This is a genomic window from Pseudomonas sp. NPDC087342, from assembly GCF_044744265.1.
Taxonomy (GTDB): Bacteria; Pseudomonadota; Gammaproteobacteria; order Pseudomonadales; family Pseudomonadaceae; genus Aquipseudomonas; species Aquipseudomonas nunensis.
The window spans coordinates 69,370-95,836 of record NZ_JBIUXZ010000010.1; the positions used below are offsets into that span (position 1 = coordinate 69,370).

The 26,467-nt window shown below is 59.8% G+C and carries 25 protein-coding genes and 1 tRNA gene; 7 read left to right on the plus strand and 19 right to left on the minus strand.

Going from position 1 to position 26,467, the window contains the following annotated elements:
• Position 1 precedes the first annotated feature (1 nt).
• On the plus strand, positions 2 to 1,612 hold the full coding sequence (locus ACIOYV_RS20250; RefSeq protein WP_265042449.1) for an arylsulfatase: 1,611 nt from the start codon (positions 2 to 4) through the stop codon (positions 1,610 to 1,612).
• Positions 1,613 to 1,704: 92 nt separating this feature from the next.
• Here the strand turns inward: ACIOYV_RS20250 and ACIOYV_RS20255 are convergent, their stop codons facing one another.
• A complete protein-coding gene (locus ACIOYV_RS20255) occupies positions 1,705 to 2,778 on the minus strand; it encodes a fatty acid desaturase (protein WP_401326423.1) in 1,074 nt (357 codons plus the stop codon).
• Between the two features lie 100 nt (positions 2,779 to 2,878).
• Between ACIOYV_RS20255 and ACIOYV_RS20260 the strand changes: the two genes are divergently transcribed.
• The gene (locus tag ACIOYV_RS20260; protein ID WP_401326425.1) at positions 2,879 to 3,883 is read left to right on the plus strand and encodes an AraC family transcriptional regulator; all 1,005 of its coding nucleotides are present in this window, start codon (positions 2,879 to 2,881) and stop codon (positions 3,881 to 3,883) included.
• A 130-nt stretch (positions 3,884 to 4,013) separates the two neighbouring features.
• Here the strand turns inward: ACIOYV_RS20260 and ACIOYV_RS20265 are convergent, their stop codons facing one another.
• A complete protein-coding gene (locus ACIOYV_RS20265; RefSeq protein ID WP_054616574.1) occupies positions 4,014 to 4,379 on the minus strand; it encodes a response regulator in 366 nt (121 codons plus the stop codon).
• Between the two features lie 199 nt (positions 4,380 to 4,578).
• Complete coding sequence (locus tag ACIOYV_RS20270) at positions 4,579 to 5,265, minus strand: Crp/Fnr family transcriptional regulator (protein ID WP_401326428.1); 687 nt, start codon at positions 5,263 to 5,265, stop codon at positions 4,579 to 4,581.
• Between the two features lie 84 nt (positions 5,266 to 5,349).
• Between ACIOYV_RS20270 and ACIOYV_RS20275 the strand changes: the two genes are divergently transcribed.
• Positions 5,350 to 5,868: a DUF962 domain-containing protein gene (locus ACIOYV_RS20275; protein WP_401326431.1), complete on the plus strand. Its 519-nt coding sequence runs from the start codon at positions 5,350 to 5,352 to the stop codon at positions 5,866 to 5,868.
• An 83-nt stretch (positions 5,869 to 5,951) separates the two neighbouring features.
• On the opposite strand, the gene ACIOYV_RS20280 is transcribed toward ACIOYV_RS20275, so the two are convergent.
• From ACIOYV_RS20280 to dibA, 6 genes are all read right to left on the minus strand, one after another.
• Entirely contained in the window at positions 5,952 to 6,941 is a 990-nt protein-coding gene (locus tag ACIOYV_RS20280; protein ID WP_054050209.1) for a sulfate/molybdate ABC transporter ATP-binding protein, read from the minus strand.
• 3 nt (positions 6,942 to 6,944) lie between these two features.
• The gene (gene cysW / locus ACIOYV_RS20285; protein WP_054050211.1) at positions 6,945 to 7,817 is read right to left on the minus strand and encodes a sulfate ABC transporter permease subunit CysW; all 873 of its coding nucleotides are present in this window, start codon (positions 7,815 to 7,817) and stop codon (positions 6,945 to 6,947) included.
• Between the two features lie 13 nt (positions 7,818 to 7,830).
• The gene (cysT, locus tag ACIOYV_RS20290) at positions 7,831 to 8,649 is read right to left on the minus strand and encodes a sulfate ABC transporter permease subunit CysT (protein ID WP_123402746.1); all 819 of its coding nucleotides are present in this window, start codon (positions 8,647 to 8,649) and stop codon (positions 7,831 to 7,833) included.
• A gap of 174 nt (positions 8,650 to 8,823) precedes the next feature.
• Complete coding sequence (locus tag ACIOYV_RS20295; protein ID WP_054050215.1) at positions 8,824 to 9,837, minus strand: sulfate ABC transporter substrate-binding protein; 1,014 nt, start codon at positions 9,835 to 9,837, stop codon at positions 8,824 to 8,826.
• Between the two features lie 142 nt (positions 9,838 to 9,979).
• Positions 9,980 to 10,162, minus strand: coding sequence for a sulfur starvation response protein OscA (gene oscA / locus ACIOYV_RS20300; protein WP_059404116.1), 183 nt, complete (start codon positions 10,160 to 10,162; stop codon positions 9,980 to 9,982).
• A gap of 321 nt (positions 10,163 to 10,483) precedes the next feature.
• Positions 10,484 to 12,403 carry a phosphodiesterase DibA gene (gene dibA / locus ACIOYV_RS20305; RefSeq protein WP_401326436.1) on the minus strand — a complete coding sequence of 640 codons (1,920 nt, stop codon included), beginning with the start codon at positions 12,401 to 12,403 and terminating at the stop codon, positions 10,484 to 10,486.
• Between the two features lie 147 nt (positions 12,404 to 12,550).
• On the opposite strand from dibA, the gene desA reads away from it, so the two are divergent.
• A complete protein-coding gene (gene desA / locus ACIOYV_RS20310; RefSeq protein ID WP_401326439.1) occupies positions 12,551 to 13,735 on the plus strand; it encodes a delta-9 fatty acid desaturase DesA in 1,185 nt (394 codons plus the stop codon).
• 285 nt (positions 13,736 to 14,020) lie between these two features.
• Positions 14,021 to 15,010, plus strand: a complete 990-nt coding sequence (locus ACIOYV_RS20315; RefSeq protein ID WP_401326441.1) for a GGDEF domain-containing protein — start codon at positions 14,021 to 14,023, stop codon at positions 15,008 to 15,010.
• Between the two features lie 124 nt (positions 15,011 to 15,134).
• On the opposite strand, the gene ACIOYV_RS20320 is transcribed toward ACIOYV_RS20315, so the two are convergent.
• From ACIOYV_RS20320 to gabD, 3 genes are all read right to left on the minus strand, one after another.
• Entirely contained in the window at positions 15,135 to 16,349 is a 1,215-nt protein-coding gene (locus tag ACIOYV_RS20320) for an HDOD domain-containing protein (RefSeq protein ID WP_401326443.1), read from the minus strand.
• Between the two features lie 127 nt (positions 16,350 to 16,476).
• Positions 16,477 to 17,754, minus strand: coding sequence for a 4-aminobutyrate--2-oxoglutarate transaminase (gene gabT, locus ACIOYV_RS20325; RefSeq protein WP_090177104.1), 1,278 nt, complete (start codon positions 17,752 to 17,754; stop codon positions 16,477 to 16,479).
• 185 nt (positions 17,755 to 17,939) lie between these two features.
• Entirely contained in the window at positions 17,940 to 19,382 is a 1,443-nt protein-coding gene (gene gabD, locus ACIOYV_RS20330) for an NADP-dependent succinate-semialdehyde dehydrogenase (protein WP_054050229.1), read from the minus strand.
• 349 nt (positions 19,383 to 19,731) lie between these two features.
• On the opposite strand from gabD, the gene ACIOYV_RS20335 reads away from it, so the two are divergent.
• Positions 19,732 to 19,808: transfer RNA gene (locus ACIOYV_RS20335), tRNA-Arg, on the plus strand.
• A gap of 234 nt (positions 19,809 to 20,042) precedes the next feature.
• Here the strand turns inward: ACIOYV_RS20335 and ACIOYV_RS20340 are convergent.
• The 7 genes from ACIOYV_RS20340 to ACIOYV_RS20370 all read right to left on the minus strand — a co-directional run bounded on the left by ACIOYV_RS20340 (position 20,043) and on the right by ACIOYV_RS20370 (position 24,648).
• Positions 20,043 to 20,351 (minus strand): type II toxin-antitoxin system RelE/ParE family toxin, encoded by a 309-nt coding sequence (locus tag ACIOYV_RS20340; RefSeq protein WP_401326447.1) that lies wholly within the window; start codon positions 20,349 to 20,351, stop codon positions 20,043 to 20,045.
• Positions 20,348 to 20,647 carry a type II toxin-antitoxin system prevent-host-death family antitoxin gene (locus ACIOYV_RS20345; protein ID WP_401326450.1) on the minus strand — a complete coding sequence of 100 codons (300 nt, stop codon included), beginning with the start codon at positions 20,645 to 20,647 and terminating at the stop codon, positions 20,348 to 20,350. The genes ACIOYV_RS20340 and ACIOYV_RS20345 overlap by 4 nt, the downstream gene beginning before the upstream one ends.
• Before the next feature lie 120 nt (positions 20,648 to 20,767).
• On the minus strand, positions 20,768 to 21,040 hold the full coding sequence (locus ACIOYV_RS20350) for a hypothetical protein (RefSeq protein ID WP_401326453.1): 273 nt from the start codon (positions 21,038 to 21,040) through the stop codon (positions 20,768 to 20,770).
• A gap of 20 nt (positions 21,041 to 21,060) precedes the next feature.
• Positions 21,061 to 21,681 carry a hypothetical protein gene (locus tag ACIOYV_RS20355; protein ID WP_401326456.1) on the minus strand — a complete coding sequence of 207 codons (621 nt, stop codon included), beginning with the start codon at positions 21,679 to 21,681 and terminating at the stop codon, positions 21,061 to 21,063.
• Positions 21,678 to 22,259: an RNA polymerase sigma factor gene (locus ACIOYV_RS20360; protein WP_401326459.1), complete on the minus strand. Its 582-nt coding sequence runs from the start codon at positions 22,257 to 22,259 to the stop codon at positions 21,678 to 21,680. The genes ACIOYV_RS20355 and ACIOYV_RS20360 overlap by 4 nt, the downstream gene beginning before the upstream one ends.
• Positions 22,260 to 22,276: 17 nt before the next feature.
• Complete coding sequence (locus ACIOYV_RS20365) at positions 22,277 to 23,998, minus strand: von Willebrand factor type A domain-containing protein (protein WP_401326461.1); 1,722 nt, start codon at positions 23,996 to 23,998, stop codon at positions 22,277 to 22,279.
• Positions 23,999 to 24,087: 89 nt separating this feature from the next.
• Entirely contained in the window at positions 24,088 to 24,648 is a 561-nt protein-coding gene (locus ACIOYV_RS20370; RefSeq protein WP_054050253.1) for a YbhB/YbcL family Raf kinase inhibitor-like protein, read from the minus strand.
• A gap of 141 nt (positions 24,649 to 24,789) precedes the next feature.
• Here ACIOYV_RS20370 and ACIOYV_RS20375 point away from each other — a divergent pair, with 141 nt between their 5' ends.
• Positions 24,790 to 26,319, plus strand: coding sequence for an FAD-dependent oxidoreductase (locus tag ACIOYV_RS20375; protein WP_401326464.1), 1,530 nt, complete (start codon positions 24,790 to 24,792; stop codon positions 26,317 to 26,319).
• The last annotated feature ends 148 nt before the right edge of the window (positions 26,320 to 26,467 follow it).

The window sequence follows — 26,467 nt, forward strand, 5'->3', positions numbered from 1 at the left end:
GATGCCGCAACGTCCCAATTTTCTGGTGATCCTGGCCGATGACCTGGGCTTTTCCGATATCGGCGCATTCGGCGGCGAAATCGCCACGCCGAATCTGGATGCCCTGGCCAACAATGGCCTGCGCCTGACCGATTTTCACACCGCGCCGACCTGCTCGCCGACCCGTTCGATGCTGCTCACCGGCACCGATCACCACATCGCCGGTATCGGCACCATGGCCGAAGCGCTGACCCCGGAGCTGATCGGCAAACCGGGTTACGAGGGGCATCTCAACGACCGCGTGGTGGCGTTGCCCGAGTTGCTCCGCGAGGCCGGTTACCAGACATTGATGAGCGGTAAATGGCACTTGGGCCTGACCGCCGAACTGGCGCCGCATGCACGGGGTTTCGAGCGTTCGTTCTCGCTGCTGCCGGGGGCGGCCAACCACTATGGTTTCGAGCCGACTTACGACGAACAGACGCCAGGCCTGCTGAAATCCACCCCGGCGCTGTACATCGAAGACGACACTTTCGTTGATGAGCTGCCGAAGGATTTCTATTCCTCCGACGCCTTTGGCGACAAGCTGCTGCAATACCTCAAGGAGCGCGATCAGACTCGGCCATTCTTTGCCTATCTGCCGTTTTCCGCGCCGCACTGGCCGTTGCAGGCGCCGGCCGATGTGGTGGAAAAATATCGCGGGCGTTATGACGCCGGTCCCGAAGTGCTGCGGCTTGAGCGCCTGGAAAAACTCAAATCCCTTGGCTTGATCGATGCCGATGTCGAACCCCATCCGCTGATTCAACTGAACGCGCAATGGGACGCGTTGAGCGACGAGCAACGGCAGGTGTCCGCGCGGGCCATGGAGGTTTACGCGGCGATGGTCGAGCGCATGGACTGGAACATCGGGCGTGTCGTTGATTACCTGCGCAAGCAGGGGCAGTTGGATAACACCTTCATCCTGTTCATGTCCGATAACGGCGCCGAAGGGGCGCTGCTTGAAGCCTTCCCGAAATTCGGCCCGGAGCTGCTGACTTATCTGAACCAGCATTACGACAACAGCCTGGACAACATCGGCCGCGCCAACTCCTACGTCTGGTACGGACCGAGCTGGGCCCAGGTCGCGACTGCGCCGTCACGGCTGTTCAAGGCGTTCACCACCGAAGGCGGGATTCGTGTGCCGGCGCTGGTGCATTACCCGCAGCTGTCTCTCAAAGGGCAGATCAGCCATGGGTTTGGCACGGTGATGGACATCACGCCGACGATTCTCGACCTGGCCGGCGTGCGGCATCCGGGCAAGCGTTGGCGGGGCAAGGACGTGGCGGAGTTGCGGGGTAAATCGTGGCTGGGGTTTCTGTCCGGCGAAACGGCGCAGGTGCACGATGAACACACGGTGACCGGGTGGGAGTTGTTTGGACGGCGGGCGATTCGGCAGGGTCAGTGGAAAGCGGTGTACATCCCCGGGCCGGTGGGGCCGGCGACCTGGCAGCTGTATGACTTGGGGAGTGATCCGGGGGAGATTCATGATTTGGCGTTAAGTCAGCCGGATAAACTCACCGCACTGATCGAGCATTGGCAGCGGTATGTGGATGAGACCGGGGTGATATTGAGTGAATCGCCGTTTCAGCCGGATTGAGGGTGCCTGAGCGGACGCTTTCGCGGGCAAGCCTCGCTCCTACAAGGTTCGCATACATCCTGTAGGAGCGAGGCTTGCCCGCGAAGAGGCAATCAGACCCGCACACCGTCTACCGGTCGCACCTGAACTTCCTCCTTGCGCACAAACCGATTCGCCCGCCCAAACGTCCCGAAATCATTAAACCTCACCCCCATCTCGCGCATGACCTTATGCGCCACCGGCACGGTCATCTGGCGGATGTAAAACGGTTCCTTCACCACAAAATGGTGAATCCCGTGGCTGCTGCCGAAGTTGAAGCAGAACGCCTGCATCGGCCACATCCACCATGGGTTCAGCACCTGGGTTTGCTGGATCACATTGCCCAGTTCAACGTCACCGTAGTAGTGCATGTTCGAGCTGACAAAGTGCAGGCAAAACGTGCGCAGTACGTTCGGCCCGATGATCACCACTGCCGCGATGTCGATCACTTGCATCACCGACAACGTGGTCGCTGACCACTCAATCGGCGCGCCCAGCAAAGACGCGATGCCATTCGCCGCGTGGAATCCGAGAAACACATACCACGCGCCCCAATGCACCAGTGCCAGCGGCGCATACACCTTCAACGTACGCTTGATGATGCTGAATTTGTGCGCCCAGGTTTTCGCCCGGAGCATGCGGATAAACGCCGACATCACGTTATCGCCGACCATCAGCAATCTTGCGATACCCCAGGGTTCACCGTTGGTGATCGCCCGTTCTTCCATGTCGGTTTCGGTGCCGGACACCTTGTGATGGTTGAGGTGCAAATGGCGACGAATCCACGGGTTGATCGTGCTCGGTCGCGCCAACCACACCAGGCCCATCATCAGGTTGTGCGGCAGCCGCTGTTTGCGGAAATACATGCTGTGGATCAGGTCGTGTTCCAGTTCGTGGGTCAACGAAGCGAAAAACGCGTTGAGCAACAGGCACACCCACCAGGCCATGTGCCCGGTGATGTAGAGCGCCGCCGAACCGATCATTCCGGCCAGCGCAAAGGCCAGAATGCCCGCGCCCAAGGCGTCCTGGTGGTTGAGAATCGGGTAGCGTTTTCGCAGTTCAACGCCTCTGGCCAGCACCACTTCGCGAATATGCGCTGATCGTTGGGCTGCATTCAGTCGCTGGGGACTTGCAGAAGTACCGTCCATGCTTCCATCCTCTGGTTATTGATGGTCACATCCTGCCTTGTGAGGCATTCCAGGGTAGTAGCCGTGAACGCCAACCTGTTGACCGGAAGCGCCAATCAGCATGACTGAACCGACCTCCCTCGCCAGCTGGACCCGCGCCCTGCGCAAGCAACTCGATGCGCTGGGCCTCGACAGCACCGCCCTGTGCCAACAGGCGGGGCTTGACCCGCAGTTGATGGACGACCCTAACGCCCGTTATCCGTTGTCCAACACCACGCGCCTGTGGGAAATCGCCGTGCAAGTCAGCGGCGACCCGGCGATAGGCTTGCGGGTCTCGCGTTTTGTCAGCCCGACCACGTTTCACGCGCTCGGTTATGCGCTGGTGGCCAGCGGCAGTCTGCGGGAAGTCTTCGAGCGGATTGTGCGGTATCACCAAGTGGTCAGCGATGCCCTGGAACTGGAATTGACTCGCGGCGAAGATCGCTACCGTTTTCGCCTGAAAGTTCCGCCCGGCAACCCGGCCCCAGCCTTCGAAGCCATCGACGCCTTTGCCGCGATCTACGTGCGCACCTGCCGCAATCGCCTGGGCCGCGAATACGCCCCACTGGCGGTGTACCTGCGCCGGCCGGAACCGGCGGACCCGCACCAGTGGCACAAAGTCTTCCGCTCGCCGGTGTACTTCGCCGCCGACGAAGACCGACTGGAATTCGCCCTGGTGGACTTCGACAGCCACCTCGACGACGCCAACCCGGAATTGGCCGAACACAACGAAACCGTGCTCAAACGCACCCTGGCCCAGCTCAAACCGCTGACCTGGGAACGTAAAGTGCGCGACGCCATTGAAGAACAACTGCCCGAAGGCGAACCCAGTGCCGAACGCATCGCCCAAGCCCTGCACCTGAGCTTGCGCAGCCTGCAACGACACTTGGCGGACGAGGGTTGTCGCTTCGATACGCTGCTCAACGAAAGCCGCGAAAACCTGGCGCTGCTGCACCTGCGCGACCCGCAGTGCTCGTTGAGTGAGATCAGTTATCTGCTGGGGTTTGCCGACACGAGCAGCTTCAGCCGCGCGTTCAAACGCTGGACCGGGATGACACCGGGGCAGTTTCGGGATGGGTTGCGCTGACGGATTTAGGAAATGGGTTGCCAGGACAGGCCTCTTCGCGGGCAAGCCTCGCTCCTACAGGGGTCATGCGATCCAATGTAGGAGCGAGGCTTGCCCGCGAAGGCGATTTCCCAGACGCCACAGAAATCTTTCAGCGCCCCCGATCCCGCCGCAATAACTTGCGTACCCGCGCCACGAGCTCACTCACGGCAAACGGTTTGAGCAGGTAGTCATCCTCATGCAGCTCCAATCCACGCAAGCGATCTTCGATGCCGTCCTTGGTGGTGAGGAACAGCACCGGGGTTTCGCCGAGCTTGCGGATTTGTTGCTGCAACTGCCAGCCGTTGAGGCCCGGGAGCATGACGTCGAGGATAATCAGGTCGTATTCGCCGGACTCGATGAAGCGGCGGCCGTCCATGCCGTTGAGCGCCACATCCACCGAATAGCTCGCTTCGCTCAGGCCGTTGGCCAGGCGTTTGGCGATTTCGGGTTCGTCTTCCACTAACAGGACACGCATGGCACACCTCGATTATTCAGGGGTACAGGCTAGGCGCGTTTGGGCTGGTTGCCCATCACAAACTTCGATGGATCCCAATACAAAACCTGTAGGAGCAGAGCTTGCTCGCGAAGAGGCCCTGTCAGTCGATAAATTTCTGTTGACTGGCCCGGCCTCTTCGCGAGCAAGCTCGGCTCCTACAGGGGTTTGGTGGTTGCGGTTAGATTGTGGCGAGTGCTCGTAACCGCTCGGCATCGAGGATTTCGATTTCGCCATAACCCAACCCGATAATCCCTTGGCCCTGCAACTCCTTGAGCATCTGGTTGGTGGTCTGGCGCGACAGCGACAGCATCGACGCCAGTTGCTCCTGGGGCAGTTGCAGCACTCGGCGCGGCGGGTCGATTTCGCCGTAGCCTTCGGCAATCATCAGCAGGCGATGGGCCAGGCGCGCCGGGGCTGGCATCAGGCTGAGCTGTTCGAGGTTGATGAAGGTCAGGCGCAGTTTGTGGCTCATCAGCAGGGCCAGTTGCCGCCAGTACAGCGGTTGTTCATCGAGCAGTTTCAGCAGCGCCGACTGCGGGATGTGCAACAGCGAGCACGGGCCGGCGCCAAACGCGTCGTGGGTTCGCGGCTGGCCGTCGAACAGGCAGATTTCGCCGAACCAGTGCGGCGGTTCCACCAGGCTCAACAACGCCTCCTTGCCCTGCTCGCTCACTGCGCCGATGCGCACAGTGCCTTCGAGCACCGCGTACAACCCGCACGGCGGATCGCCGCGTTTGAACAGGCGCTGACCCGGCGCCAAGCGCCGCACCCGGGCCAACGCCAGCAGACTATCCTGTAGGGAAACGGGTAAATGACTGAACCACTGCCCACTCATCAGGCGTGGACGCCAAACCTGCATATCCATTAACTCTCCTAGAGATTGTCGCCTGGCTGACAGAGCGAACACTGTACCCGGGGCATGATCAATCACCCTACAGGAGGAATAACAATGAAAAGCCTCGTTGACCATCTCAGTCAATATGCCGCCTACCACCGTGACCCGCGCAACATCGCCAGCCACTTTATCGGTATTCCGCTGATTGTGGTGGCGGTGGCGGTTTTACTGTCGCGGCCGCAATGGGCCGGCGGCTGGGTTTCGCCGGCGATGTTGGTGGCGTTGGCGTCTGCGTGGTTTTACCTGCGCCTGGAACTGCGCCTCGGGGTGCTGATGACGGTGTTGCTGGGCTTGTGCATTTGGGCAGGTCAACTGCTCGCGCAGCAAAGCACGATGGTCTGGCTGAGCAGCGGCGTGGGGATGTTTGTGATTGGCTGGGCGATCCAGTTTGTCGGCCATCACTACGAAGGGCGCAAACCGGCGTTTGTCGATGATGTGACGGGATTGATTGTCGGGCCGCTGTTTGTGGTGGCGGAGTTGGCGTTTTTGCTGGGGTTGCGGCGGGACCTCAAGGAGCAGATTGAGGCGCGGGCGGGTGGTGTTCGGGTTAATCCGAATCGCGCTGCTGTGTAGATCGCTTTCGCGGGCAAGCCTCGCTCCTACATTGGATTGCATGATCCTTGTAGGAGCGAGGCTTGCCCGCGAAGCTTTTGATCTCAGATGTTGGCGACTTTCTGCCAAACCTTGGGCTTGAAGAACAACGTCTCACCCTTGGCCAAGCCAACCAGGCTGTCGTGATCCTTCACCACTTCGGCCTCGATCAATTCGCTCTGCCCTTCCACCTTCAACGTCACCCGCGTGGTGGCGCCCAGCGGACGGATATCCCGCACTTCAGCCGCGTGGTGATCCTCCAGCTCATGCCGCGACAGCGACACTTCGTGCGGACGGAACAGCACGTGATTGTCGTCGCCCAAGTGCAGACGGTTCGAATCACCGAGGAAGTGATAAACGAAATCGCTGGCCGGGTTTTCGTAGACGTCGCCCGGTGAGCCAATCTGCTCGATCACACCCTTGTTCATCACCACGATGCGGTCCGCGACTTCCATCGCCTCTTCCTGGTCGTGAGTCACGAACACGGAAGTCAGGTTGATGTCTTCGTGCAGCCGCGCCAGCCAGCGACGCAGTTCCTTGCGAACCTTGGCATCCAGTGCGCCGAACGGTTCGTCCAGCAGCAAGACTTTCGGTTCCACCGCCAACGCGCGGGCCAAAGCAATCCGCTGACGCTGACCACCGGACAGTTGCTCCGGGTAGCGATCCGACAGCCAATCCAGTTGCACCATGTTCAGCAGTTCGTGGACTTTCACCGCGATCTGGCTTTCGCTCGGGCGCTGGTTTTTCGGCTTCATGCGCAGGCCGAACGCGACGTTGTCGAACACCGTCATGTGGCGGAACAAGGCGTAGTGCTGGAACACGAAGCCGACGTTGCGATCACGCACGTCATGGCCGGAAACGTCTTCACCGTGGAACACGATGTTGCCCTGGTCCGGGGTTTCCAGGCCGGCGATGATCCGCAGCAGCGTGGTCTTGCCGCAACCGGACGGGCCGAGCAGCGCCACGAGCTCGCCGCTGTGGATGTCCAGGCTGATGTCGTTCAGGGCCTTGAACGCGTTGAAATTCTTGCTGACGTTACGCACTTCGATCGACATGAGTTATTCCTCCGCGGCGCTGGCGCGCAGGCGGTTAATACGGTTTTCGCTCCACTGCTTCAGCAGCAGGATGAAGAGCGCCATGATCAGCAACAGGCTCGCCACAGCGAACGCGGCCACGTGGTTGTATTCGTTGTAGAGGATCTCGACGTGCAGCGGCAGGGTGTTGGTCACCCCGCGAATGTGCCCGGAAACCACCGACACCGCACCGAACTCACCCATCGCACGCGCAGTACACAACACCACGCCGTAGATCAGGCCCCATTTGATATTGGGAACGGTGACGTGCCAGAACATCTGCCAACCATTGGCGCCGAGCAGGCGCGCGGCTTCTTCTTCCTGGGTGCCTTGTTCCTGCATCAGCGGGATCAGCTCGCGCGCCACGAACGGCACGGTGACGAAAATCGTCGCCAGCACGATGCCCGGCAGGGCGAAGACGATCTGGATGTCGTGATCCTGCAACCACGGCCCGAACAGGCCCTGGGCGCCGAACATCAGCACGTAGACCAGACCGGCGATCACCGGCGACACCGAGAAAGGCAGGTCGATCAGCGTCACGAGCATGCTCTTGCCACGGAACGAGTATTTACTCACGCACCACGCCGCGCTGACGCCGAAGACCACGTTCAGCGGCACCGAAATCAGCACCGCGATCACCGTGAGTTTCAGCGCCGACAAGGCGTCCGGCTCAAAGATCGCGGTGAAGAACGCGCCCAGGCCGTTTTTCAGGCCTTGGGAGACCACGATAAACAGCGGCAATAGCAAAAACAGGGTGAAGACCAGCCAGCACAGGCCGATCAGGATGCGCCGCGAGGTGGCACTGCCACGGCGCGCAGCGTTGGCCGAAGAGGCGGCCGCAATAGACGATTGGGACATTATTCGCGCCTCCTTATGGGGTTTCGATGCGCCGCTGCAGCAAGTTGATCAGCAGCAACAGGACGAAGGAAACCACCAGCATCAACACGCCAATGGAGGTAGCACCGGTGTAATCGTATTGGTCGAGTTTGACCATGATCAGCAGCGGCAGGATTTCGGTTTTCATCGGCATGTTGCCGGCGATGAAAATCACCGAACCGTACTCACCGACGCCACGGGCAAACGCCAGGGCGAAACCGGTCAGCCAGGCCGGCAACAACGCGGGCACCAGGATGTAGCGGAACACTTGCAACGGCTTGGCGCCGAGGCAGGCAGCGGCTTCTTCGACTTCACGGGGGATGTCGGCCAACACCGGCTGCACCGTGCGCACCACGAACGGCAGCGTGACGAAGGTCAGCGCCAGGGTGATGCCAAGCGGGGTGTAGGCGATCTTGAAACCCATGTCCGCGGCGAACTGCCCGACCAGGCCGGTCGGCGTGTACAGCGCGGTCAGCGCGATACCGGCCACGGCGGTGGGCAAGGCGAACGGCAGGTCGATCATCGCGTCGATGATCTTGCGGCCGGGGAAGGTGTAGCGCACCAACACCCAGGCCAGCAACGTGCCGATAATGCCGTTGATGATCGCGGCGTACAGCGCGGTGCCGAAGCTCAACTTCAACGCCGCCAGCACCCGAGGCGCGGTGACGATGGCGTAGAACTGATCCCAGGTGAGCTGGGCGGCATGCACGAACATCGCCGCCAGTGGAATGAGCACAATCAGGCTGAGGTACACCAAGGTGTAGCCCAGCGTCAGCCCGAAGCCGGGTATGACGGGGGAGATACGACGCGACATAAAAGTCCTTGGTCAAAAAGCAGTCTGCTAAACGCATCAATGTGGGAGCGAGCCTGCTCGCGAAGAGGGAACATCAGTCAACAATTACGCCGTCTGACACACCGCTTTCGCGAGCAGGCTCGCTCCCACATGGTCCGTGCCTGAGCATCAGGCTCGTGTGTGGCTCAAATCAGGTTACTGCGCCTGGTAAATCTGGTCGAACACGCCACCGTCATTGAAGAATTTCGGTTGCGCAGTTTTCCAGCCGCCGAAGTCTTTGTCGATGGTCACCAGGTCCAGGGTCGGGAACTGCTTGGAATACTTCGCCGCTACGTCTTTGTCACGAGGACGGTAGAAGTTTTTCGCAGCGATTTCCTGACCCGCCGGGCTGTACAGGTGCTTGAGATAGGCTTCGGCGATTTGCTCGTTGCCCTTCTTCTCGGCGTTCTTGTCGACTACGGCCACCGGTGGTTCGGCGAGGATCGACAGCGAAGGCACGACGATTTCGAACTTGTCCGCGCCGCCGTCTTCTTTCAATGCCAGGAACGCTTCGTTTTCCCAGGCCAGCAACACGTCGCCCTGACCGTTGTTGACGAAGGTGATGGTCGAACCGCGAGCACCGGTGTCCAGCACGGGTACGTGCTTGAACAGGGTCTGGATATATTCTTTGGCCTTGGCCTCGTCACCGCCGTTGGCTTTCAGGCCATAGGCCCAGGCCGCGAGGAAGTTCCAGCGCGCACCGCCGGAGGTTTTCGGGTTAGGGGTGATGACCGACACGTCATTCTTGATCAGGTCGCCCCAATCCTTGATGCCTTTAGGGTTGCCCTTGCGCACCAGGAACACGATGGTCGAGGTGTAAGGAGTGCTCGCATCCGGCAGGCGTTTTTGCCAGTCAGCCGGTAGGGTCTTGCCGAGTTTGGCGATTTCGTCGATGTCACCGGCCAGGGCCAGGGTCACTACGTCAGCACGCAGGCCGTCGATTACCGCACGGCCTTGTTTGCCCGAACCGCCGTGGGATTGCTGGATTTTCACGTTGTCGCCAGCGTGGTCTTTCTTCCAGAAGTTGATGAATTCGGCGTTGTAATCCTGATACAGCTCACGAGTTGGGTCGTACGACACGTTGAGCAGCTCGTAATCCTTGGCAACCGCGGAACCCGCAAAAAGGGCGCTGGCCAGCGCGGCCAAAGCGAAATGACGAATCGACGACATGGTGAAAGCTCCTGGAATTCTGATGGTGTTGGCTTTTCTTATGGGTTTCTGGAATTGCGGTTGCCGGTTAACGATCACAGTCTTCGGCAGCTCCTGCCTGGGTCCCCCGCAGGAACTGTCGAAGGCTGTGATTTTTTTCGCTTCAGCTCGGCTTGTTGGCCGGGTTCTGCAAGCGGAATTTCTCTTTGCGTTCGATCTGGACCACCTGTGCGTTGTGCACAGTAATTTCCACTGCGCCGAAACGCAGGTCGCGCAATGCGCTCTGGATCTCACGCAAGATGGTTGCTTCGTCCTGGCCGTCAACGCTACGTAGGGATGCGCTCATGGTGCTGCTCCTTCGACTGAGAGGTTGCCTGGCAGTGGCGGCACTGCTTGCGGCGTGAGGGCAATAGTAGATAGGCGCGGATATTCTTAAAAAGACTATTTAAGAATGTTTATATAACCAGAAAGTATTATTTGATGGGACAAGGGGTTGCGAGGGATTTCGCTTTTTCGAAAGCCACACAAAACCCCTGTGGCGAGGGGGCTTGCCCCCGTTCGGCTGCGAAGCAGTCGTAAATTCTGCTAGCGCGGTGTATCAGACATTTTGGGGCGGCTTCGCCACCCGACGGGGGCAAGCCCCCTCGCCACACAAGCAGGTCGAGCCTCATCCAATCACCGGAGCCCGCGTCCAATCCAGTTGCTCAGCCGGCACCGGCCGGCCAAACCAGTAGCCCTGCCCCAGATCACATTCCTGTTCGAGCAGGAAACCCGCCTGCTCCACCTGCTCGATCCCTTCGGCGTGCACCTGCATCCCCATGCTTTTGGCCAACGCAATAATCACCCGCACAATCGCGCCATCGTCCTCGTCCCACGGCAGCCCGGCGACAAACCCCTGATCGATCTTGAGTTTCTGCACGGGCAGACGCTTGAGCCGCAGCAGCGACGAATACCCGGTGCCAAAATCGTCGATGGCCAGCCGAACCCCCAATTCGCGCAGGCGATGCATCTGCTCCAGCGCCACTTCCGGATCGTCCATCACCGCGCTTTCGGTGACTTCCAGTTCCAGATACGCCGGGTCCAGGCCGGTTTCGCGCAGCACCTGCGCCACCTGTTGATACAACTCGCGGCGGGCAAACAAACGCGAAGACACGTTCACGGCGACAAACGACAACACCACGCCCGCCTGCTGCCAATCGCACATCTGCTGACAGGCCTGCTGCATGACCCAGGCATCGATCTCGGAAATCAGCCCGGTGCGTTCAGCGACGGGAATGAACTCCGCCGGCGAGATCAACCCGCGTTGCGGATGCTCCCAGCGCACCAGCGCTTCGACACCCACTAAACGACTGGTTTTGAGGTCATGGACCGGTTGGTAGTAGACGCGCAGCTCCTGCATTTCCAGGGCGCGGCGCAGTTCGAAAGCGATCTCGACCCGCTGCTGGGCATGCGCGGTCAATTCTTCGGTGTACAGCGCGTAGCCATCGCGACCGGCACTCTTGGCCTTGAACAGCGCCGAATCGGCATTGCGCAGCAATTGCTCGGCGCCCAGGGCGTCGCTGGGGAACAGGCTGATGCCGATGCTGGCGTTGATGAACAACTGGTGGCCGTCGATCTCGAACGGCTGCTTGAGGCCATCGATGATCCGCTGCGCCAGCGCGGCGGCCTGCACCAGTTGCGGACAGTTTTCCGCGAGGACCGCAAACTCGTCGCCGCCCAGCCGCGCCAAAGTGATGCCCGGCACGAACAGGCCCTTGAAACGCTCGGCCACGGCCTTGAGCAATTGATCGCCGACGTTGTGCCCGAGGCTGTCGTTGATCATCTTGAAGTGATCCAGATCGATCATCAGCAAGGCGCAGCCGCGTTTGTGCAGTTGCGCCGAGGTCAATGCCTGCTCGACGCGATCGGTGAACAGCAGGCGGTTGGGCAGATCAGTCAACGGATCGTGGTGAGCCAGGTGCGTCAGTTCGTGCTCGGAGTTCTTGATCGCACTGATGTCGGAAAACACTGCCACGTAATGACTGAGTCGGCCCAGATCGTCATGAATGATGCGGATGGTCTGCCATTGCGGGTAGATCTCGCCGCTTTTGCGCCGGTTCCAGATCTCCCCACTCCACTGGCCGGCGCTGTTTAGCATCGCAAACATTGCCTGATAGAACGCCGGCGGGTGGTGGCCGGACTTGAACATGCTCGGCTGCTGACCGAGGACTTCTTCACTCTGATAGCCGGTGATTTCCATAAACGCCCGGTTCACATGCACGATCAGGCCTTGGCTGTCGGTGACCAGAACCCCTTCGTGGGTGCAATCGAACACGGCGGCGGCCTGGCGCAGCCGCTCCCGGTCTTCGCTACGCTCACGCAATTTCGCGCCGATTCCCAGGCAGCGGAATAATCTGGCCCGGGCGAGGAAGATTAATCCGGCGCTGAGCAGCACCCAGGCGTAACCGTTGATCAGTTGCCATCGCAACAGTTCGGTGGAGCTATCGAAGAAACTGTTCAATAAATAACCACTGAACTGGAGCCAGACTACTGAAAGCACCAGGTAAAGCAGCGCTGCACGCAAGGCATCGCGGTGTGTGGCTGACATTCGGCCGTCCATGTCCCTACAAAAGGGTTGGAATTATAGGTGAAAGAAACATCCAGCCACTCTTATCTGAAAGGGCGACTGGTTTTATCTGTGGGCTTAGTGATAATGCAACGGCTGTTTTTTTATTTATCGAGGGCCCTATAGCCTATGTGGTACGAAGGTTTTCTCGGCTTGTCGCCCTGGTCACTGGTGGCAGTCACCCTGCTGATGACCCACGTCACGATTGTTGGCGTCACGGTCTATCTGCATCGTTATTCAGCCCATCGCTCCCTGGAGCTCAATGCCGGCCTGAAACATTTCTTCCGCTTCTGGCTGTGGTTGACCACGGCGCAGAACACCCGCGAGTGGACAGCCATCCACCGCAAGCATCACGCCAAATGCGAAACCATCGATGACCCGCACAGCCCGGTCATCAAGGGCCTTTCCACCGTTTTGCGCAAAGGCGCCGAGTTGTACCGCGAGGAAGCGGAAAACCCGGAAACCCTGCGCATCTACGGCAAGAACTGCCCCGAAGACTGGATCGAACGCAACCTTTACACCCGTTTCCCGCTGTTGGGTGTAGCGATCATGGGCGTCATCGACCTGCTGCTGTTCGGCACCATCGGCATCACCATCTGGGCCATCCAGATGATGTGGATCCCGGTCTGGGCCGCCGGCGTCGTCAATGGCCTGGGCCATGCCATCGGTTACCGCAACTTCGAATGCCGCGACGCGGCGACCAATCTGGTGCCTTGGGGCATCCTGATCGGCGGCGAAGAACTGCATAACAACCATCACACCTACCCTAACTCGGCAAAACTGTCGGTGAAGAAGTGGGAATTCGACCTCGGCTGGGCCTGGATCCAGGTCTTCAGTTTCTTCCGTCTGGCCAAGGTCCAGCGTGTCGCACCGATCGCCCATCGGGTCGAAGGCAAGGGCAGCCTGGACATGGACACCGCCATGGCCATCCTCAACAACCGCTTCCAGATCATGGCCCAGTACCGCAAGCTCGTGATCGCACCGCTGGTCAAGCAAGAGCTGGAAAAGGTCGATCACTCGGTCCGTCACCAGTTCCATCGCGCCAAGCGTTTGCTCTCGCGGGAAACCAGCCTGCTGGATGACAAGCACCATATCCGCATCCAGAACATGCTCGAGCACAGCCAGGCGCTGAAGGTAATTTACGAGAAACGCCTGGCCTTGCAGCAGATCTGGGTCAAGACCAGCTCAAATGGTCACGACATGCTTGCCGCGATAAAGGATTGGGTGCACGAAGCCGAAGCCAGCGGGATTCAATCCCTGCGCGACTTCGCCGATCAGCTGAAAACCTACTCCCTGCGCCCAGCTGCCGTCTGACCTGTAGCAGACGCAAAACCTGACGACGCGTTCTTTCACTGAAAAAACGCGTCGCCAGTACCGCCCGGCGGGAGCCCCCTCCCAAGCCCCGTCAGCCGGGAACTAAGCTCCAAATCCCCTATCTCAAAGACACTTCGCCATCCAGGCGGGACGAGACCTGTTATCAATTATTTCCCACCAAAGCGTGACAGCGCCTGCTGTGGCACAAGAAATAATCGATAAAGGGCCCACGTAGTGGCCGCTTTCGAAACCTCGAGCGGTGCACGCCCTTTGAGATCTGTGCCGATGGTCACCAAAAACCTACAAGACTCATCCCACCCTCAGTGGCCCGAGGCCGCGCAAACCCTGATGGCGCTCATGCATGCCCAAGGTGAAGTCGCACGCCTGAGCGAACGCGAACAACTCTTCAGCTCGCTGCTGGTCAGCGTCAACGCCGTGCTTTGGGCATTCAACTGGGAAACCCGTCAGGTGCTTTACGTCAGCCCGGCCTACGAACGGATTTTCGGCCGTTCCGCCGGGCTGTTGCTGGCCGACTACAACCAGTGGCGCGACAGCATCTACCCGGACGATCTGGACTACGCCGAGCGTAGCCTGGCCGAAGTGCTGGTCAAAGGTGCCGTCGAAGACCGCGAGTACCGCATCATCGCGGCCGACGGCCAAGTACGCTGGCTCAGCGACAAATGCTTCATCAACCGTCAGGCCGAACCGGGGCAACCGGTGATCATCGTCGGCATTGCCGAGGACATCACCGAAAAGAAGCAGATGGAAACCGAGCTGCAACGCCTGGCGACCACCGACGTGCTGACCCAAAGCAGCAACCGTCGACACTTCTTCGAATGCGCTCATCGCGAATTTGAACAGGCGAAGCTGCAAGGCGCGCCGCTGGCCTTCCTGCTGCTGGACATCGATGACTTCAAAGTGGTCAACGACAGCTACGGCCACCCGGCAGGCGACACCGTGCTGCAACACATTGCCGAAAGCGGTCGTGCGGCATTACGCCGGGGAGATCTGTTCGGACGAATTGGCGGAGAAGAGTTTGCTGCGGTATTCCCGGGCTGCGCGCCAGACATGGCCATGCAAGTAGCCGAGCGCCTGCAACGGGAGATTCAGCGGTTGAGCTTCAGCCATGAAGACCAGACGTTCGGCATCACCGTTAGCCAGGGCCTGACCAGCCTCACCGTCGAGGACGAAAGCCTCGACAGCCTGTTCGCCCGCGCCGATGCGGCGATGTACGAAGCCAAGCGCCAGGGCAAGAACCGGATTATCTCGGCCTGACGATTCACTACAAAACCAATGTGGGAGCGAGCTTGCTCGCGATAGCGGACTTTCAGTCAACATCCCTGTTGAATGTCAGTACCTCATCGCGAGCAAGCTCGCTCCCACAAGTTTTATGTAAAGCCTACTTTTTGCGCAGTCGCATCAGTTCCGGCAACCCAATCTTGAGCAATCGCGCCGTCCGGCTCTTGGCCAGTTCTTCAATGCCTTCATGCTCGGTCAGGCACGCCAGTTGCGCGGCCATGTTCATCACCAGCGCTTCGCGGGAGTAAACCCCTCCACCGAGCTGGTAGACCGCTGCAATCAGCTCTCGCAACTCCAGCGGCAAGCGCCAGCGAGTTCGCAGCGCCGAACCGTAGCTCGCGCCGAATTCGGCCAGCGCATCGCCAATCTCTTCCCACTCGTCCAGCTCGCCCCCGGCCTGCTTCCATTCCTGCAAGCAACGCAGCAATGCCAGGTCGCCGAGGCGGTGCAGCATCCCCGCGCAATAACAGCGCTCTTGGTCCAGATCCAGCAAGCGCGCCAGGGTCCGGCCATATTCGGCGGTGCGCAGCGACAAATCCCAATAGCGTTCGGCGTAGTCCGCCAGCAGCGGATCACTGAGCCGCGCGCAACGCTTGAGTGCCAGGCCCAGAATCAGGTTCATGCTTTGCCCGGTGCCCAGGCGATGCAGCGCCTGGGACAGGGTTTGCACCCCGACGCCATGGTGCTGGGCCGCGCTGTTGGCCGCTGCGATCAGCACGGCGGTGATTTGCGGATCGTTGCGAATCTCGGCTTCCAGCAGCGTCAGATCGAGACCATTGGGATTCAGGCTGCGTTTGACCGCCAACTGCACGTCAGTCATCAGCGGCGCGCCGTCAGTCGATTCGCGTCGACGCTCCAGGTACACCGACAACGTCATGCCCGGCGACAGCGCAGGCACCTCGCAGGACACCTCTTCCCCGGCGTTTAACAGCAACTCTTGCAGACGATGAGTCAGGTTTTCCATGTCGAGGGGTTTGGTCAGGTACGCGGTCGGCGCCAAGGGCAAAGCTTCGCGCACACTGGCACTGTCATTGCGGCTGCTCAACAAAATGAACGGCAACGGCGGATTGCGTTTGCGCTGACGAACACTGCGTAAGACGTTCAGGCCATCGATACCGGGCAATTCCCAGTCAACGAGCACCAGGTCGTAAGGCACAGTCGCCAGCAGCTCCATCGCTTGCTGGCCATCGGCGCACAGGTCCAGCCGTGCGTCGCAACGCACATTCAACAACACCTGCTTGAGCAGGTCGCGGGACCAGGGGTCGGCCTCGGCAATCAGCACTCGCGGAACAGCGGGTAGAACCACAGCGGTCATTCGTACCTCCAACGGCAATGCATGAACCTTAGTCAATGCTGGCCATTCGATACAGCGCGATGTGTTCCGCGGACACGAAAAAACCCGCCGAAGCGGGTTTTTTTGTCGATCAGGTCACACTTGGCGATCAGAGTTCCGAGAAGCACTCTTCGATGATTGCCAGACCTTTGTCCAGTTGCTCGTCCGGCGAAGTCAGCGGTACCAGGACGCGCAGAACGTTGCCGTAGGTACCGCAAGACAGCAGGATCAGACCTTTATCGCGAGCCTTCGCCACAACGGCTGCTACTGCAGGAGCGTTAGGCTTGTGGCTGTCGCCATCGACGAACAGCTCGACTGCGATCATCGCGCCCAGGGCACGGACTTCGCCGATCACCGGGTACTTGGCCTGGATGGCTTTGAGGCCAGTGACCAGACGCTCGCCGACTGCCTTGCAACGGTCCAGCAGGTGTTCTTCTTCAAACACTTCCATCACGGCCAGGGCCGCGGCGCAAGCGATCGGGCTACCAGCGTAGGTGCCGCCCAGGCCGCCCGGAGCAATGGCGTCCATGTATTCGGCTTTACCGCACACACCGGCCAACGGGAAGCCGCCAGCGATGGATTTGGCGAAAGTGGTCAGGTCGGCAGCAACGCCCATCTGTTCCATGGCGAAGAAAGTACCGGTACGGCCAGCGCCGGTTTGCACTTCGTCAGCAATCAACAGGATGCCGTGCTGGTCGCACAGAGCACGCAGGCGCTTCATGAACTCTTTAGGCGCGACGTAGAAACCGCCTTCGCCCTGAACCGGCTCGATGATGATCGCAGCGATATCACGCGGCTCGGCGTCGTTCTTGAAGATGCGTTCGATGCTGGCGATCGAGTCGTCGATGCTCACACCGTGCAGTTCGTTCGGGTACAGCGCGCGGAAGATGCCGCCTGGCATCAGGCCCATGCCGGCCGAATAAGGCACGACTTTACCGGTCAGGCCCAGGGTCATCATGGTGCGACCGTGGTAGGCGCCAGTGAACGCAATCACGCCGGCACGGCCAGTGGCGGCGCGGGCGATTTTCACGGCGTTCTCTACCGCTTCGGAACCGGTGGTAACCAGCAGGGTTTTCTTGGCGAAATCACCTGGCACCTTGGCGTTGATTTTTTCGCACACTTCTACGTACGGCTCGTAAGCCAGAACCTGGAAGCAAGTGTGGGTCAGCTTGTTCAGCTGCTCGGTCACGGCGGCGATGATTTTCGGGTGCACGTGGCCGGTGTTCAGCACGGCGATACCGCCGGCGAAGTCGATGAACTCGCGACCTTCAACGTCGGTCACGGTGGCGTTCTTCGCGGACTCGGCGAAGATCGGGTGAATCTGGCCAACACCGCGTGGTACAGCGGCTTCGCGGCGTTTCATCAGGGATGCGTTAGTCTTGCTCATAAAGTCCTCATTCACCGCTCATCGGGCGGCGTAGCTCAAGGAAAATGTGGCGGGGAGGCAACTACGGCAGCATGCGATGATCGACTGCCACAGCTTTCCCGGCCGCAGAGAAAATTCCGTTTGAAGCGCAGAAAGGGACAGCGCTCTCGTGCCCTTTCTGCTTGAAGCAAAACGCCTTGCCGGGCTTAGATGCCCAGGCAGAGGTATTTGATTTCCAGGTAATCTTCGATGCCGTACTTGGAGCCTTCACGGCCCAGGCCCGACGCCTTGATGCCGCCAAACGGCGCGACTTCGTTGGAGATCAACCCGGTGTTGACGCCGACCATGCCGTATTCCAGGGCTTCAGCCACACGGAACACACGGCCCAGGTCACGGGCATAGAAGTACGAAGCCAGACCGAACTCGGTGTCGTTGGACATCGCGATCACTTCGGCTTCGTCTTTGAAGCGGAACAGCGGCGCCAATGGACCGAAGGTTTCTTCCTTGGCCACAGCTGCATTTTTCGGCACGTTGGTCAGGATGGTCGGCTCGAAGAAGTTGCCTTCCATCACCTTGCCACCGGCCAGAACGGTTGCGCCTTTGCTGATCGCGTCAGCAATGTGCTCTTGAACCTTGGCCACGGCTTTTTCGTCGATCAGCGGGCCAGTGGTGGTGCCTTCTTCCAGACCGTTGCCGATCTTGAGTTTGGCCACGGCCACTTTCAGCTTTTCGGCGAACGCGTCGTAGACCGAATCCTGAATGTACAGACGGTTGGCGCAGACGCAGGTCTGGCCGTTGTTGCGGTACTTGGAAATGATCGCGCCTTCGACGGCCTTATCCAGGTCCGCGTCGTCGAACACGATGAACGGCGCGTTGCCGCCCAGTTCCAGGGAGACTTTCTTGATGTCCTTGGCGCATTCAGCCATCAGCTGACGACCGATTTCGGTCGAGCCAGTGAAGGACAATTTACGCACGATCGGGTTGCTGGTCAGCTCGCTGCCGATGTCGCCGGCGCTGCCGGAAACAACGCTGAACACACCGTTCGGGATGCCGGCACGCTGGGCCAGTTCAGCCAGAGCGAATGCCGAGAACGGAGTTTGCGAAGCAGGCTTGAGCACCATGGTGCAACCGGCGGCCAATGCTGGACCCGCCTTACGGGTGATCATCGCGGCCGGGAAGTTCCACGGGGTGATCGCTGCGGTCACGCCGATTGGCTGCTTGATCACGATCAGGCGCTTGTCTGGCTGGTGACCCGGAATCACATCACCGTAGACGCGCTTGGCTTCTTCGGCGAACCACTCGATAAAGGAAGCGGCGTAAACGATTTCGCCCTTGGCTTCGGCCAATGGCTTGCCTTGCTCGAGGGTCATCAGGCGAGCGAGGTCATCCTGGTTCTCGATGATCAGCTCGAACCAGCGACGCAGCTTGTTCGCACGGTCCTTGGCGGTCAGTGCACGCCAGGCCGGCAGCGCTTTGTCTGCGGCTTCGATCGCACGGCGGGTTTCGGCAGCGCCCATTTTCGGCACAGTGCCCAGAATTTCGCCCGTTGCCGGGTTGTTGACCTTGATCGTCTGACCGTTGTCCGCATCGACCCAAGCGCCATCGATAAAGGCTTGTTGGCGGAACAACTGGGTGTCTTTAAGCTGCATGTCGGCTTTCCTTAACAGCACCGCGACCAGCGCGGAGCGAATTATGATTGTAGAAAGGCGCCTCGAAGGCTGCCGTCAGGGAAATCATTCACCGGGCTGAAGCACATAAATAGCGCACTGATTGAAACTCGTGCGGTTCAGCACCCAGACAAGAGCGTTTGAAATCTCGAACGAATCCTAGGATCAATGCCGGGAAAGGACAATAGGCCGTTCGAAAAAAAGAACGAAAACGGCGCATTTGCCTATTTTTTCTGATCAACGTAGCAAACGGCTGTTACAGGATAGAAAAACACAGGCTATTCAGCAGCATGGACGCCCGCAACGCATATGAGTATCATGGCGCCCGCTTGCACCAGTAGCTCAGCTGGATAGAGTACTGCCCTCCGAAGGCAGTGGTCGTGGGTTCGAATCCCGCCTGGTGCACCATATATAGTAGAAACGAGAAAGCCTCAGTCCGCAGGGATTGGGGCTTTTTTGTGGGTGCTAGCTTTGCAGGCAGGGCTCACCACCGACAACTCGTGACTTCTACAGTAAAAAACGCCAACCAATAAAAAACCCCTGAGCAATCTCAGCGCCTTAGCGCATCAACCGACAGGGGCCGTGTTGAGGCCGATTGTAAACCGTGTATCTCTGATCAACTACCGCCAAGCGGATGGTTGCCTAATGATCAACGCTGCTTGATTCAAAGAGTCGCCCAATGTCTCTCGCGCTGTGCAGTACCCGCTCGATGTGAACCTCGTTGGCGGCCGAGCTGTAAAAGATCAGATATCGACCATGACTGATCATTCGCACACCTTTAGCGTAGTCATTCCGAGAAATCCCAAGAAGCGGTTGTGTAATAAGCTGAGAACATTGCACTCGCAACTCACCGACAAACGACTTGGCACGAACTGGATTGTCACGGGCGATGTATCTCGCGATTTGCAGTAAATCATCTCGTGCGTGTGCGGAGAAAAGCAGTTGCCTCATGAACGACCCTGGTCGGCTGCGACCTCATCAATGAGCGCGTCGAGCTCAGCAAATACCGTATCGGCGGCAATGGCTGGACGTGGGTCATTGCGGCTGGCGGCGATAGCCTCACGAATTTCTGCTGCCTGTAACCGATCCAGCAGTTCCTGATAAGCCGCGTGCGGCAGGAGATAAGCGGCCGGACGATTGTGGTTGAGTACAGCAATCGCCTCTGAGCCTGCCTGCTCGATCACAGTGCTTGGGCTGCGCTTGAGTTCGGTGATGCTTACCGACCGGCTAGCGAGTAATTGCTCCATGACCGCTCCAAAGGTACGAAAAAAAGTACCTTATAGTGCTCGATTGTCAGAGCCACGGTCAACGAGCATGTGACCGAAGCAATCCACGCACACAAAAAAACCGCCGAAGCGGTTTTTTCATCATTCAGTCGTCCAGTCAAACTCGTCATATTCCTCATCATCCTCGTCCCCCTCCTCCAACACCTCATCCTCAACGATGTCTTCCCCAGGAACGACTCCTTCCTGCTTATTCAGCAGAAATTCCTTACGACTCTCGGCAATAGCCCGTCTCAACTCCTCCCCTTTATCAGGGCAGTTGAACATTTGGGCGATGCGATCGATTTTTTTCGCCACGGCTTCCTCCAACGCATCGGCTATGCCCCGATAGTGCGCGCTTTCGGGGGTTGTTGCCAAATTGGCAGAGGCTCTTTGGCTCAGTTTTTCTTCAGGGCCTTGAGTCGGGCTGTGAGATTTTGGTCAGGGAAACGCTTGTGCAAGGTCTTCAACAGTTCATCGGCGGCTTGGGTTTGACCGGTGTTTTGCAGGCGTATCACTTCACGCAATTGATCATCGAGGGTTTTCACCGGAGCCGCCCCGCGTTTGCTGACTTTTGCTTCTTCAGCCATTTCTGCGTTGATTGATTCGCTCTGAGCGGGCGCGGCGAAATCGGCCATTGGTGCTGCGGGTGCTGGTGCGGATATCGCGCCGGCGGGGGCGGACAATGAACGTGCAATCGGTGCCGGGGCTTCTTTTTTTGCCGCAAAGGATGATGTTTTGGGCGCAGGGGCGGAGTCGAACTGCGGCTCTTGTTCCGGAGTTCGCTGCACCAGCGCCAACATCAGTGCCACGCCAACCAGGCTGGCAAACGCAACCTGCCAACGGGGTTTCTGGCAGGCCTGAACCCAACGCTGCCAAATGCTCGGTTTGCGTACAGGTGTTTCCCGGTGTGCAGCGGCCAGGATGAAGGCGTCGAGATGCACCGGTGGGCCATCGTTGCTGTGTTCACGATAGTGTTTCAACACTTCGTCTTCTTTCGTAGGACGGGCGTCAGTCATGTCAGTACCTCCTCGGCCAGCAGCCGACGCAGTTTTTGCTGGGCGTAGCGCAAGCGGCTTTTGACGGTTTCCAGCGGTGTTTCGGTGAGGGTGGCGATTTGTGGCAGGTCGAGGTCGCCGTGGGCGCGCAGCAGGAAGACTTCGCGCTGGTCGGCGGGCAAGGTTTGCAGGGCGGTTTCGAGGCGTTGGGTGTCGCGGCTCAGGCTCAGCAGTTGTTCGGGGTCGGCGGCGTTGTCGATCACGGCGTGGGCCTGTTCGTCGTAGCTGTCGTGCAAGGGGTTGTGGATGCCATGTTTGCGCCAGTGGTCGATCAGTCGGTTGCGGGCAATCTGGTAAAGCCAGGTACGAAAGTTCGCCCGGCCTTGTGGCTGACTGGTGCTGCGGATCAGGCTCAGCCAAGTCTCCTGATAAACCTCTTCGGCGAGTTCGGCTTTGCCGCTGAGGCCGAGGAGGAATCGATAAAGGCCATGGCGATGGCGGGCGTACAAGATCTCGAACGCCGGCCCGTCGCCCGAGCGATAGCGCGCCAGCAGCGATTCGTCGCTGCTGGCGTCGGTGCTCAATTCAGGAGCAGTCATATCAGCGATGATCCCCTTCACTCGATGCGGTTGGCATTGGACACCTGATTCGATGCCGTGGAAAGCCGCAGGCTCTGGGCCAATTCAACCAATTGCACAAACTCTGCGCGCAGGCCAAAGCGGTCATCGCCCCGGGCGCCACGGGCCAGGGCTTCGGTGTCTTTCAAGCTGAAATCACCGGTGTAGCGGCCGTCCTTCAACTGCTGGGAAAACGCTGCCACGGCCGCCGCAAAGCGCAGGTCATCACTGGCAGGCGCTGAACTCAAACCGATCGGCCGCTCAATCAGACGACTATTCCCACCTTCCGGCAGTTGATATCGCACACGCAGCATCGCCATTTCCCCGGATTTCCCGGAAGGGACTGACGGAGAATCACCATACCGTAACGGCTCCAACCATCCCTTCTCGCCCTTCGGCACAATTTCATACAACGCCGTCACCGTATGCCCTGCACCGATTTCACCGGCATCGACCTTGTCGTTGTTGAAATCTTCACGCTTCAACGAGCGGTTTTCATACCCCAACAGCCGATATTCACTGACCTGCGCCGGGTTGAACTCCACTTGCAGCTTCACATTCTTCGCCACCACGTCGAGGGTCGAGCCGAGTTGATCCACCAGCACTTTGCGCGCCTCACGCAGGTTGTCGATGTAGGCGTAGTTACCGTCGCCGGCATCGGCCAGTTGTTCCATCAGGTGTTCATTGTAGTTATCCACACCAAAACCCAGGGTGGTCAGGGAAATGCCGGTCTTGCGTTTATCCACAGCCATTTGCTTGAGGCTGTCGAAGTCGCTGATGCCGACGTTGAAGTCACCGTCAGTGGCCAGCAGAATGCGGTTGATGCCTTTGGGGATAAACGCCTGCTGCGCCATCTGATAGGCGAGTTCGATGCCCGACGCTCCAGCGGTTGAGCCACCGGCAGTCAATTGGTCGATGGCTGTACGAATCTTCGCTTTTTCACGTCCGGAAGTCGGCTCCAGTACCACACGGGATTCGCCGGCGTAGACCACCAGTGACACCCGATCCTGTTCGCGCAATTGATCGACCAATAACTTCAACGTGCTTTTAACCAGCGGCAGCCCCTCGCGGCGGTCCATCGAACCGGACACGTCCACCAGAAACACCAGGTTCGCGGGGGCCAACTCCGAAACCGCCCGGTCCGAAGCCTTGATGCCGATGCGCAGCAAACGCGTATGCGGGTTCCACGGCGACGGCGCCAGTTCGGTGGTCACGCCGAACGGCGAGCCATCGGTGGGCAAGGCGTAATCGTAGGGAAAGTAATTGACCATCTCCTCCAGCCGCACCGCGCCTTCGGGTGGCAAACGCCCTTGATTCAGCAAGCGCCGGACGTTGGCATAGGCGCCGGTATCGACGTCGGCGCTGAAGGTCGAAACCGGCGCTTCGGCCACGCTGTGGATCGGGTTGTCCGCCAACGCCTGATATTGCTCGCGCTGCTCATCCCGATAACCGGGCGGAGCAGCTTCAGACATCGGCGCAAAACTGGCCATCGGCGCCGGCCGCACACTACGCTTGGCCATCACGGCGTCCGCCATCACCGCTTCACGCGACACCACGGCTTCAGTTTTCAACTCACCTTGAGCCGGTGCCGGTGAAGATGACGGCGGCGCCACGACAGCGGATTCAGGCTTGGACGAAACACCACAACCGGCAACGGCCAGCAGCAGCCCAATGGCGAAACCATGGGCGGCCGGGCGGAGAAAATGCAGAGGGAGGGACATGGGGGCTGACCTCAGGAGGAAATTGATCCATTCATCCTCTGAGACGGACAGCCCGCCAGGTTCGGGTTAAACCGCTGTGAAATAAATCTTCAGCGGTGATAACGCCGCACCACGCTGCTGTTGCGCAGCACGTGATCTTTGATCTTTTCCAGCAGTTGCGCGCGGGTCAGGCCGGCGGGCAAGGCGTCCGGTGCCAGGTCCAGGGCGTAAATCTGGATGATGTAGTGGTGAGCGCTGTCGCCGACTGGCGGGCAAGGACCGACATAAGTCGTGGTGCCTTTGACGTTGGTGCCACCGACGCCTTCGAGGGCGGATTTTGCACCGACACCCGCCGGGATCTGGTGGGTGGTCGCCTTGATGCCGTAATGCACCCAGTGATCGACGCCCTGGCCTTTCGCGCCATCGGGATCGTGCATGACGATGGCGTAGCTGAGGGTGCCTGCCGGGCCGGCGTTCCAGTTCAGGGCCGGGGACTGGTTGTGTCCGCCGCAATTGGGCGCATCGCTGGCAGCCGCCGAAGTAAACAGTCGATCATCCGTGACACCGGGGATATTGAGGGTGAAACGCTCCTGGGCCTGCACGGGCAATTGCACGCAAAGGGCGACTGCAACGGCCGCCAGCCAAGGGTTCAGAGAGGTCAATCGGGTCATTACCGGAGCACCTTGTGCGGGTTGGGCCGTCGTCGGCTGGCAGACTATAGCCGGACCGTTCGCGCGGTGGCAGTGGCAATTGAGCTGAACCTCGGGATAAGGGCCAAACTCAATAGAGAAACACCTGCCTGGAGAGCGCTCATGGCCCTGCACCGCGTTGCCCGTTTCGCCGATGTGCCGGAAAACCGGGGCCTTGAGGTCCGGATCGACGACACCAAGATTCTCCTGCTGCGGGTCGGTGATCAACTGCGCGCCTTCCAGGGCGAATGTCCCCACGCCGGGGCGCCGCTGGCCGAAGGCGCGCTGTGTCACGGGCGGCTGATCTGTCCGTGGCACAAAGCTGCTTTCCGAATCGAAGACGGCGCGCTGTGTGAACCGCCGTCCCTGGACAGTCTCAAACGCTACCCGCTGGAAATGCGCGAAGACGAAGTCTGGGTCGACGATCAGCCGATGTCCGACCCGCACACGCCGCCAGCGGACGATGACCGTACCTTTGTGATCGTCGGCGCCGGCGCCGCAGGCACCGCAGCGGCGGCTGCGTTGCGCGAGAAAGGCTTCGGCGGTCGCATCCAACTGATCGACCGCGAAACTGACGCCGGCTACGACCGTACCGTTTTGAGCAAATTCGTGATCGCCGGGGAAATGCCGCCGGAGGAAGTCCCACCGCTGCGCGACGAGGAGTTTTATCGCAAACAACGCATAGAACGCATCCACGGCGAAGTGGCGAGCCTCAACGCGCAGGAAAAAACCTTGAAACTGGCCGACGGACAAACCCTGAGCTACGACGCGGCGTTGCTGGCGACTGGCGGCGTTCCAAAACCTCTGGAATTACCCGGCGCTGACCTGCCGCAAGTGTTCCTGCTGCGCTCGAAAGATCAGGCGCAGCGCATTCTCGACGCGACCAAACCCGGGCAGCGGGCGGTGATCATCGGCGACAGTTTTATTGCCCTGGAATCGGCTTCGTCCCTGCGCACTTATGGGTTGGACGTGACCGTACTCGCCCGCCATGCCGTACCCTTCGCCGCGCAATTTGGCGAGGCCGTCGGCAAGGCGATTCGCGCCCTGCATGAAGCGCATGGCGTGGTCTTTCACACCCAGGGCGAAGCCGCGTCCATCGAGGGAACCGGCAAAGTCGAAGCGGTGCTTCTGGATAACGGGCAACGCTTACCGGCAGATCTGGTGCTGGTCGGCATTGGCGTGACCCCGGCCACTGCGGTGTTTGCCGACCTGCCCAAAGAGAAAGACCAATCGCTGAAGGTCGATGGTGGGATGCGTCTGGCCGAAGGCCTGTGGGCGGTCGGCGATATCGCCACCTTCCCGCTCAACGGCCAGCCGCAACGGATCGAGCACTGGCGTCTGGCGCAGCAACAGGCGCGGATCGCGGCGACCAACATGCTCGGCGGCGACGAGCATTATCTCGACGTGCCGTATTTCTGGACCTGGCACTTCGGCAAAAACTACGACTACCTGGGCCATGCCGAGAGCTGGGATGAAGTCGAATTCAAGGGTGATCCTGACCATCCACCGTTTATTGGCCTGTTCGGCAAGCACGGGGTGGTGGTGGCCGCGGTGGCCTGTGAAGAAGAGCGGGCGATGGCGATGCTGGCCGAGCGGATGAAACAGCCGCTGCCGGTGGATGAGGCGTGGCGGCTGGTTCGGGATATTGGATGAATTTGAATTGGATTGAATGTGTAGGAGCGAGGCTTGCCCGCGAAGGCGATCTTGCGCGCGCCTTCGCGGGCAAGCCTCGCGCCGACAAGGGGGCGGGCAACAAATAATTCTGGCCCCCCCCCCGGGGGGGGGGGGCGGGGCCGGCGCC

Bases quoted from the DNA above. Each gene is read 5' to 3' on its own strand.
- gabD (WP_054050229.1), bottom strand. From the start codon at position 19,382: ATGCAGCTTAAAGACACCCAGTTGTTCCGCCAACAAGCCTTTATCGAT.
- ACIOYV_RS20375 (WP_401326464.1), top strand. From the start codon at position 24,790: ATGGCCCTGCACCGCGTTGCCCGTTTCGCCGATGTGCCGGAAAACCGG.
- cysT (WP_123402746.1), bottom strand. From the start codon at position 8,649: ATGTCGCGTCGTATCTCCCCCGTCATACCCGGCTTCGGGCTGACGCTG.
- ACIOYV_RS20260 (WP_401326425.1), top strand. From the start codon at position 2,879: ATGACTGAACCGACCTCCCTCGCCAGCTGGACCCGCGCCCTGCGCAAG.
- ACIOYV_RS20280 (WP_054050209.1), bottom strand. From the start codon at position 6,941: ATGTCGATCGAAGTGCGTAACGTCAGCAAGAATTTCAACGCGTTCAAG.
- ACIOYV_RS20370 (WP_054050253.1), bottom strand. From the start codon at position 24,648: ATGACCCGATTGACCTCTCTGAACCCTTGGCTGGCGGCCGTTGCAGTC.
- ACIOYV_RS20275 (WP_401326431.1), top strand. From the start codon at position 5,350: ATGAAAAGCCTCGTTGACCATCTCAGTCAATATGCCGCCTACCACCGT.
- ACIOYV_RS20320 (WP_401326443.1), bottom strand. From the start codon at position 16,349: ATGACCGCTGTGGTTCTACCCGCTGTTCCGCGAGTGCTGATTGCCGAG.
- ACIOYV_RS20295 (WP_054050215.1), bottom strand. From the start codon at position 9,837: ATGTCGTCGATTCGTCATTTCGCTTTGGCCGCGCTGGCCAGCGCCCTT.
- ACIOYV_RS20340 (WP_401326447.1), bottom strand. From the start codon at position 20,351: ATGAGGCAACTGCTTTTCTCCGCACACGCACGAGATGATTTACTGCAA.
- ACIOYV_RS20270 (WP_401326428.1), bottom strand. From the start codon at position 5,265: ATGGATATGCAGGTTTGGCGTCCACGCCTGATGAGTGGGCAGTGGTTC.
- ACIOYV_RS20315 (WP_401326441.1), top strand. From the start codon at position 14,021: ATGGTCACCAAAAACCTACAAGACTCATCCCACCCTCAGTGGCCCGAG.
- ACIOYV_RS20360 (WP_401326459.1), bottom strand. From the start codon at position 22,259: ATGACTGCTCCTGAATTGAGCACCGACGCCAGCAGCGACGAATCGCTG.
- gabT (WP_090177104.1), bottom strand. From the start codon at position 17,754: ATGAGCAAGACTAACGCATCCCTGATGAAACGCCGCGAAGCCGCTGTA.
- cysW (WP_054050211.1), bottom strand. From the start codon at position 7,817: ATGTCCCAATCGTCTATTGCGGCCGCCTCTTCGGCCAACGCTGCGCGC.
- ACIOYV_RS20365 (WP_401326461.1), bottom strand. From the start codon at position 23,998: ATGTCCCTCCCTCTGCATTTTCTCCGCCCGGCCGCCCATGGTTTCGCC.
- desA (WP_401326439.1), top strand. From the start codon at position 12,551: ATGTGGTACGAAGGTTTTCTCGGCTTGTCGCCCTGGTCACTGGTGGCA.
- ACIOYV_RS20255 (WP_401326423.1), bottom strand. From the start codon at position 2,778: ATGGACGGTACTTCTGCAAGTCCCCAGCGACTGAATGCAGCCCAACGA.
- ACIOYV_RS20345 (WP_401326450.1), bottom strand. From the start codon at position 20,647: ATGGAGCAATTACTCGCTAGCCGGTCGGTAAGCATCACCGAACTCAAG.
- ACIOYV_RS20355 (WP_401326456.1), bottom strand. From the start codon at position 21,681: ATGACTGACGCCCGTCCTACGAAAGAAGACGAAGTGTTGAAACACTAT.
- dibA (WP_401326436.1), bottom strand. From the start codon at position 12,403: ATGTCAGCCACACACCGCGATGCCTTGCGTGCAGCGCTGCTTTACCTG.
- oscA (WP_059404116.1), bottom strand. From the start codon at position 10,162: ATGAGCGCATCCCTACGTAGCGTTGACGGCCAGGACGAAGCAACCATC.
- ACIOYV_RS20265 (WP_054616574.1), bottom strand. From the start codon at position 4,379: ATGCGTGTCCTGTTAGTGGAAGACGAACCCGAAATCGCCAAACGCCTG.
- ACIOYV_RS20250 (WP_265042449.1), top strand. From the start codon at position 2: ATGCCGCAACGTCCCAATTTTCTGGTGATCCTGGCCGATGACCTGGGC.